Source organism: Mesorhizobium sp. M7A.F.Ca.CA.002.05.1.1 (genome assembly GCF_003998335.1).
Lineage (GTDB): Bacteria > Pseudomonadota > Alphaproteobacteria > Rhizobiales > Rhizobiaceae > Mesorhizobium.
The window spans coordinates 1-7,740 of the sequence record NZ_RZQI01000211.1; the positions used below are offsets into that span (position 1 = coordinate 1).

Genomic DNA, 7,740 nt, shown 5'->3' on the forward strand with positions numbered 1-7,740 from the left:
GACGAAAGCGCCATGAGGCGCCGGGGTGCGCCGGACACCGCCATGCGCGTCGCCGAGCATTTCCGCGACCAGGGGCATCGCGTTTTGCTGGTGCTGGATTCGATCACCCGCTTCGCCCACGCCCTGCGTGAGGTGGCGACGGGGACCGGCGAGCCGCCGGTCGCGCGCGGTTATCCGGCCTCGGTGTTCACCGAACTGCCCAAGCTGCTCGAACGCGCCGGGCCGGGCGGGGAAGGCAAAGGATCCATCACCGCCATCATTTCCGTGCTGGTCGACGGCGACGATCACAACGATCCGGTCGCCGATTCCGTGCGCGGCATCCTCGACGGCCATGTCGTGCTCGACCGTGCGATCGCCGAACAGGGTCGCTATCCCCCCGTCAACCCGCTGTCGTCCATATCGCGGTTGGCCGGAAAGGCCTGGAGCGTAGAACAGCGCGCGCTGGTGACAAGGCTGAAGTCGATGATCTCGCGCTTCGAGGACACGCGCGATATCCGGTTGCTTGGGGCCTATCAGGGGGGCGCCGATGCCGAACTGGACATCGCCGTGCGCCAGGTGCCGCTGATCTATGAGGCGCTGACGCAAGCGCCGAAGGATCGCCCGTCGACCGACCCGTTCTCCGATCTCGCCCGCCACCTCAAGAGCAAGCTGAAGGCCGATGCCGGAGACTGAACGCGAATATACCGAGCGCATCCTGCGCGACATGATCGCCGAGGCCAACGCCGTGGAGCAAGCCGAGGCTGACGAAGCGAGAACCGCCAAGGCAAAGGCCGCCCGTGACATCGCAGCCAAAGCCGAGGCCGTTCTGGCCAGAGCCGTCAAGCCAATCCTGCCACGAGCTGGCAAAGCCGATCCTGATCTGGCCAGGCCCGTCGAACCCGCTCTGCCCCGGGCTCCCCAGGCGGTGGCTGCCGAGATGACGCAGGCCAGCCGCGACTCGCTGATCGACGGGCTGTTCCCGCGCACCGAATGGCCGCAGCCGCCAAAGGCACCGTTTCCCCGACTGAAGAAGAAGTCCGACCGACGCAGCGATTTCGTCATAGCCGCGCTCGGCATCACGCTCGGCCTGATCTGCGCCCTGTTTCCCTGGTACATCTTCTTCAACCAGGACCAGTTTGGCGTCCAGGCGATGAAGTTCGGCGGCACCGGCTCCAATTCCGGGCGAGCGGGCGGCGGCGTGGTCGCGCAACGCAGCGCGCCGCTGACGGCAAAGGATATTCCCGCGGCCAATCTCGATCTTCTTGCCACGGGGACGGTGCGGGACGACGCCAATCCCGCAGCCGCACCCGACGAGCAACCGTTTCCGGCCGACGCGGCGAAATTCCGCATGGTTCATGTCGCTAACGGCCGTGCCATGATCCAGGACGACGCTGGCCTCTGGATCGTCCAGCGCGGCTCGATACTGCCTGACTCCAGTCAGGTGTCCTCCATCGAGCAGCGCAACGGCAAATGGGTCATGGTCACCAGTGCCGACCGGGTGATCGAACTCTCCAGATAAACGATCTCCGGCTCCCGCCATCCGCAAGGCCCGCGCAAGACTGGCGGCCTAGTCTCTGGGTACCTGCTCGGAGATTCCCATGGAGCCCGTTTCCCTTTTCGACCTCGCCGCCAAGCAAGCGCAATGGCTGGCCGTGCGCCAGTCGGCAGTCGCCGGCAACATCGCCAATGCCAACACGCCAGGCTATACGGCAAACGATGTCGAGCCATTCGAAAAGGTGCTCGACCGCGCTGCCGTATCGCTGCAGGCGACCCAGGCCGGCCATCTCGGCAATGCGGCGACCAATGCCGGCTTCACCATCAAGCCGCAGGAGAATGACGGCGTCGTCATGCCGTCCAAGAACTCGGTCGTTCTGGAAGACCAGTTGCTGAAAGCCGGCGAGGTGCGCCGCTCCTTCGAACTCAACACGGCGATCGTCAAGGCGTTTCATACGATGATGATGATGGCGGTGAAGAGCTGACCATGGACGCACTGACCGCAGCCCTCAAAGTCGCAGCATCCGGCCTCGGCGCCCAGTCGGAGCGCCTGCGCGTGGTTTCCGAAAATCTCGCCAACGCCCAGTCGACCGGCACCGCGCCCGGCTCCGATCCTTATCGCCGCAAGACCATCAGCTTCGTCTCCGAGCTTGACAGGGCCTCCGGCAGCTCAACCGTTGCAGTGAATTCGATCGATCGAGACCCCAGCGACTTTCCAGTCGAGTTCCAGCCCGGCAACGAGGCAGCCGACGAGAAGGGCTACGTCAAGATGCCCAACGTCAACGTGCTGATCGAAATGGCCGACATGACCGAGGCCAACCGCTCCTACGAGGCCAACCTTCAGGTCGTCAAGCAGGCCCGCGACCTGATTTCCATGACCATCGACCTGATGAGGAACCAGTAATGATCAGCGGTATCGGAGCGCTTCAGTTCAAGCCGTCGATCGGCGGCGACGACACGGCCACAAGCCTGCTCCAGGGCGGTGCGACACCTTCGGCCGGCGGCACCATCGGCACCTCCTTCGCCGAGGCGCTGAGCCAGGCAGCCTCCAAGACCGTGAACACGCTGCAGAATGCCGAGCAGGTATCGTTGCAGGCGCTCAAGGGCGACGCCGACACCCGTCAGGTGGTCGACGCCGTGATGAGCGCGCAGCAGGCGCTTCAGACCGCCGTCGCCATCCGCGACAAGGTGGTTTCCGCCTATCTCGAAGTCAGTCGAATGGGCATCTGAGGAATTCCGCCATGAAAGCACTCGCCATCGCCGCCACCGGCATGAATGCCCAGCAGACAAATCTGGAAGTCATCGCCAACAACATCGCCAACATCAACACCACCGGCTACAAGCGCGCCCGTGCCGAATTCTCCGACCTGCTCTATCAGGTCGACCGTACACAAGGCGTGCCCAACCGCTCCAACGCCTCGCTGGTGCCGGAGGGCGTCTCGATCGGCCTCGGCGTCAAGACGACGGCCGTGCGCAACGTGCACACCCAGGGCGAACTGACCAGCACCGGCAACAGTTTCGACCTGGCGCTGACCGGCAGGGGCTGGTTTCAGATCGAGGGTGCCGACGGCGGCACGCTCTACAGCCGCGCCGGAGCTCTCAACACCAACGCCACCGGCCAACTCGTGACGGTCGACGGCGCTGCCGTCATTCCGGCAATCAATGTTCCCGTGGATGCCGTCGAGGTCATCGTCAACAAGACCGGCCAGGTCTTCGCCCGCATCGATGGCCAGACCGACCTGCAGAACCTCGGGCAGCTTCAGATCGCCAACTTCGCCAACGAGGCCGGCCTGGCGCCGCTCGGCGACAATCTGTTCCAGGAAACCACGGCTTCGGGGCCGGCGAATGTCGGCGTGCCGGGCGATCCCGGCTTTGCCACCATCCAGCAGGGCTATCTCGAAGCCTCCAACGTCGACCCGGTCAAGGAAATCACCGAACTGATCTCGGCGCAGCGCGCTTATGAGATGAACTCCAAGGTCATTCAGGCCGCCGACGACATGGCCTCCGTGGTCTCCAAGAACATCAGGTAACGCATGATGTCGACGCCCGGCCTCCTGTCCGCATTCCGCCGCACCGCGCTCGTCCTTGCGCTGGTGACCGGCACGATGCCGGCTTTTGCCCAGGAGTCGACCAACCAATCGGCCACCCGGATCGCCAGCAATCAAGCTGGCGGCGAGGTGGTGCTTATTCCGAGCCGGGTAATCTATCCCGGCGAGACCATCAACCTGGCTGCCCTGAAACAGGTCACCCTTATCGTCGGCAAGCGCAAGCCGGAGGCGGTCGCCACGCGAGCCGAAGAACTGGATGGCAAGGTCGCCAAGCGCACGCTGCTGCCCGGCCGCTACATTCCTTCCACCGCCATCCGCGAGGCCTGGCTGGTCGAACAGGGTGCTTCCGTGCAGATCTTCTTCATCGCCGGCGGGCTGACGATCTCGGCCACCGCCGTGACGCTGCAGCCGGGAGTTGCGGGCGACCTCGTCAAGGTTCGCAACATCGACAGCGGCAAAATCCTGTCCGGCACGGTGATGGCGGACGGAACCATCCAGGTCAGCGCTTCATGATGCGCGGGCTTACCCTGATGCTGGCAGCCGTGCTTGGCCTGCAGCCGGCGCTGGCCGATGGCCTGACGTCGAAGGCCAAGCGCGAGCTCGCCGCCAAGAATGGCGGCGTCTACAGCGATCCCGAATATGATCCGGCCACCACCAGCCGCATGTTCCGGGTGTCGACCGGGCCAAGTTCGCTGCCGCCGGGCCAGGTCGCCGCGCGCATCAAGGACATCGCCCAGCTGCAGAGTTCGCGCGACAATCAGCTCGTCGGCTACGGCCTGGTCATCGGCCTTGCCGGATCGGGCGACAGCCTGCGCAACTCGCCATTCACCGAACAGTCGATCCGCGCGATGCTCGAAAATCTCGGCATCGCCACCGAAGGCGGCAGTGCGCGCGCCAAGAATGTCGCCGCCGTCATCGTCACCGCCAACATGCCGCCCTACGTGCAATCGGGCGCCCGCATCGACATCGACGTCTCCTCGATGGGCGACGCGACCTCGCTTTCCGGCGGCACGCTGATCATGACGCCGCTGAAGGCGGCGGACGGCGAGATCTATGCCGTCGGCCAGGGCTCGGTCATCGTGTCCGGCTTTACCGCCCAGGGACAGGCCGAGCAGCTGACGCAAGGCGTGCCGACCTCCGGCCGCGTGCCGAACGGCGCCATCGTCGAGCGTGCTGTCCAGGCCGAGTTCGACGATCAGGCGATCCTGACGCTGCAACTGCGCAATCCCGATTTCTCGACCGCTATCCGCATCGCCGACGCCATCAACGACTACACCGGCCAGCGCTTCGGCATGCGGGTGGCGGCGGAGCGCGATTCGCGCACCGTTCAGATCAGAAGGCCGAAAGGTGTCTCGGCGGCCCGCTTCTATGCCGAGATCGAGAATTTGGTGGTCGAATCCGACACGCCGGCCCGTGTCGTGATCGACGAGCGCACCGGCACCATCGTCATCGGCAATGACGTCAAGATCTCACGTGTCGCCATCAGCCACGGCACGCTCACCGTGCGCATCACCGAAGCGCCGCGCGTCGTCCAGCCCGAGCCCTTCTCCAAGGGCGAGACCGCCATCGAACCGTTCACAGCCATCGACGCCAGCCGGCCCGACGCCCGCGTTGCCGTGCTGGACGGACCCGATCTCCAGACCCTCGTTTCCGGCCTCAACCGCCTCGGCGTCAAGCCGGATGGCATCATCGCCATCCTGCAGGGCATCAAGTCGACCGGGGCCCTGCAGGCCGACCTGGTTCTGCAATAGGCGATGCCGATGACGCGCTTCTTCTCACACCACGAAAGACACCGCACCGCTGCGATCCTGCTCGCGTCCGCCATTCTCGCGACGCTGCCCTTTGCCGGCGACACTGCGCGCGGCGAGGAGACGGTCCGCCAGGTCCTGCCGGGAGCACCGGTGGCAGCGACGCCGCAGCAATTGACGCGGGAAAAGGCGCCGGACCAAAGCGAGATCGAGCGCTTCTGCTCAAACATCGCCGACGCCGCCCGCGACCGCCGCTATGTCCTGCAGGCGGAGGAACTGAAGCAGCTCCAGGCCGGCATTGACGAGCGCATGAAAGCTCTCGATGCAAAGAAAGCTGAATACGAGACCTGGCTGAAGCGACGCGAGGTTTTCCTGGCCCGGGCAGAGGACGGCGTGGTCCAGATCTACGCCGGCATGAAGCCCGACGCCGCCGCCGAGCGGCTGGCCATCGTCAACGCCGATCTGGCTGCGGCCATATTGATGAAGCTCGATACACGCAAGGCGAGCGTCATCCTCAACGAAATGGACCAGAAGGCAGCGGCGACGCTCACCGGCATTATGGCCAGCGCAGCCCGAAGGGTAGATCCGTCATGATCCGGAAAATGCTTGTCCTGTGCGCGGTCACCATGCTGTCGGGTTGCGGAACCAACCTCAAGGAGGTCGGCAGGGAGCCGGCCCTGTCCCCGGTCGGCTCCGGCATCGATGGCGGCAGTACCGGCTCCCTCTATCGCTATCCGCAAACGCCGCCCGCGCCAGTCAAGAAATTCTCGTTGTGGGACGACCGCCAGAGCCGGCTGTTCACCGACCCGCGGGCGCTGTCCCAGGGCGACATCCTGACGGTCAAGATCAAGATCAACGATCGGGCCAACTTCAAGAACCAGAACGACAGGAGCCGCACCGCCAATCGCAAGCTCGGTTACGACCTCAGCGCGCAGTGGGACCAGTGGAGCACAGCCGGCAAGGGCGCTGGGGCTCTCAGCTCCACCACGGACACGACTGCCGACGGCGAGATCAAGCGCTCGGAGACACTTGAGCTCAATGTCGCGGCGATCGTCACCGATGTGCTGCCCAACGGCAATCTGATGATCACCGGATCGCAGGAAGTGCGCGTCAACGCCGAGCTCAGGGTGCTGACGCTCGCCGGCATCGTGCGGCCGGCCGATATCGGCGCCGAAAACACCATCCCCTACGAACGTATCGCCGAGGCCCGCATCTCCTACGGCGGACGCGGTCGCATCACCGAGGTCCAGCAGCCTGCCTACGGCCAGCAGATTCTCGACCAGGTTCTTCCGTTCTAGGATCGGAGCAGGGCGCCGTGGCAAATATCGAACAGGTTCAGCCACGCAAGGGTCCCTCCCCTGCCATCCAGGCCGGCCTGCTGCTGCTTGTGACGGCGGCCGCCATTGGCATGGGCTGGATGTCCGGCGGTTATCTCAAAGGCGTCGGCGCACCGGCGTCGGTACCGGTCGCGCCTGAGAACGAAGGCAAGATCATGCAGCCCACCGCGGCCGAGCAGCCAGGCCTGGGCCCGATGCTTGTCGTGCTGGCGCCGATCACCACCAACATCGCCTCGCCTGCCGGCACATGGATCAGGATGGAGGTGTCCGTCGTCTATGACGGGCCGCAGCCACAGGCAATGTCGGATGACATCCACCAGGATCTTCTGGCCCTGGTGCGCACCTTGAAGATGCATCAGATCGAGGGCGCCAGCGGCTACCAGCACCTGAAGGCCGATCTTGAGGAACGCGCCTCGATCCGCAGCCAGGGTCACGCCAAGCAGATTCTTATCAGGACATTGCTGCTCGAATGAGAAAGTTCCTTCTCGCCACGGCGATGATCGCGGCCGCAACGTCCGTCGCGACGGCGCAGCAACTCGATCTCGGCGGTATCGGCAAGGCCGACGGCACCACCGTAGGCTACATCATCCAGATGTTCGGCCTGCTGACCGTTCTGTCGGTGGCGCCAGGCCTGCTGATCATGGTGACCAGCTTCACCCGTTTCGTCATCGCCTTCTCGATCCTGCGCGCCGGCATCGGCTTGCAGTCGACACCGGCAAACCTCATCCTGATTTCGCTGTCGCTGTTCATGACTTTCTATGTCATGGCGCCGACCTTCGATCAGGCCTGGAACACCGGCGTCAAGCCGCTGATGGACAACCAGATTACCCAGACCGAAGCCTTCGACAAGATTTCGGACCCGTTCCGCACCTTCATGCTGCACAATGTGCGTGACAAGGATTTCGACCTCTTCGCCGACCTTGCCCGCGAGCGCGGACAGACCGTTTCGCGTGACACCGTCGACCTGCGCATCCTGGTGCCGGCCTTCATGATCTCGGAGATCCGGCGCGGTTTCGAGATCGGCTTCCTGATCGTGCTGCCATTCCTCGTCATCGACCTGATCGTCGCCACCATCACCATGGCGATGGGCATGATGATGCTGCCGCCGACAGTGGTGTCGCTGCCGTTCAAGAT

General features: G+C 64.5%; 11 protein-coding genes and 1 pseudogene. All 12 read left to right on the top strand.

The features are described from left to right. A pseudogene (fliI, locus tag EN939_RS13265) lies at positions 1 to 672 on the top strand (flagellum-specific ATP synthase FliI); the annotation flags it as partial. Continuing rightward, positions 659 to 1,498 carry a hypothetical protein gene (locus tag EN939_RS13270; RefSeq protein WP_127268378.1) on the top strand — a complete coding sequence of 280 codons (840 nt, stop codon included), beginning with the start codon at positions 659 to 661 and terminating at the stop codon, positions 1,496 to 1,498. The pseudogene fliI and the gene EN939_RS13270, both read left to right, overlap by 14 nt. A 79-nt stretch (positions 1,499 to 1,577) precedes the next feature. Then, entirely contained in the window at positions 1,578 to 1,958 is a 381-nt protein-coding gene (gene flgB / locus EN939_RS13275; protein ID WP_027038255.1) for a flagellar basal body rod protein FlgB, read from the top strand. A gap of 2 nt (positions 1,959 to 1,960) precedes the next feature. Then, a complete protein-coding gene (flgC, locus tag EN939_RS13280; RefSeq protein WP_013529797.1) occupies positions 1,961 to 2,377 on the top strand; it encodes a flagellar basal body rod protein FlgC in 417 nt (138 codons plus the stop codon). Beyond that, entirely contained in the window at positions 2,377 to 2,703 is a 327-nt protein-coding gene (locus EN939_RS13285) for a flagellar hook-basal body complex protein FliE (RefSeq protein WP_127268379.1), read from the top strand. Before flgC ends, EN939_RS13285 begins: the two co-directional genes overlap by 1 nt. Before the next feature lie 11 nt (positions 2,704 to 2,714). Beyond that, entirely contained in the window at positions 2,715 to 3,503 is a 789-nt protein-coding gene (gene flgG, locus EN939_RS13290) for a flagellar basal-body rod protein FlgG (RefSeq protein WP_013529795.1), read from the top strand. 3 nt (positions 3,504 to 3,506) lie between these two features. Then, positions 3,507 to 4,034 carry a flagellar basal body P-ring formation chaperone FlgA gene (flgA, locus tag EN939_RS13295; RefSeq protein ID WP_127268380.1) on the top strand — a complete coding sequence of 176 codons (528 nt, stop codon included), beginning with the start codon at positions 3,507 to 3,509 and terminating at the stop codon, positions 4,032 to 4,034. Then, positions 4,031 to 5,272 (top strand): flagellar basal body P-ring protein FlgI, encoded by a 1,242-nt coding sequence (locus tag EN939_RS13300; protein ID WP_127268381.1) that lies wholly within the window; start codon positions 4,031 to 4,033, stop codon positions 5,270 to 5,272. Before flgA ends, EN939_RS13300 begins: the two co-directional genes overlap by 4 nt. Before the next feature lie 9 nt (positions 5,273 to 5,281). Next, entirely contained in the window at positions 5,282 to 5,863 is a 582-nt protein-coding gene (locus tag EN939_RS13305; protein WP_127268382.1) for a MotE family protein, read from the top strand. Next, the gene (gene flgH, locus EN939_RS13310) at positions 5,860 to 6,567 is read left to right on the top strand and encodes a flagellar basal body L-ring protein FlgH (RefSeq protein WP_127268383.1); all 708 of its coding nucleotides are present in this window, start codon (positions 5,860 to 5,862) and stop codon (positions 6,565 to 6,567) included. The genes EN939_RS13305 and flgH overlap by 4 nt, the downstream gene beginning before the upstream one ends. A gap of 17 nt (positions 6,568 to 6,584) precedes the next feature. After that, entirely contained in the window at positions 6,585 to 7,079 is a 495-nt protein-coding gene (locus EN939_RS13315) for a flagellar basal body-associated FliL family protein (RefSeq protein WP_127268384.1), read from the top strand. Further along, positions 7,076 to 7,740, top strand: a 665-nt coding sequence (fliP, locus tag EN939_RS13320; RefSeq protein WP_127268385.1) for a flagellar type III secretion system pore protein FliP, incomplete at its 3' end; no start/stop codon positions are given. The genes EN939_RS13315 and fliP, both read left to right, overlap by 4 nt.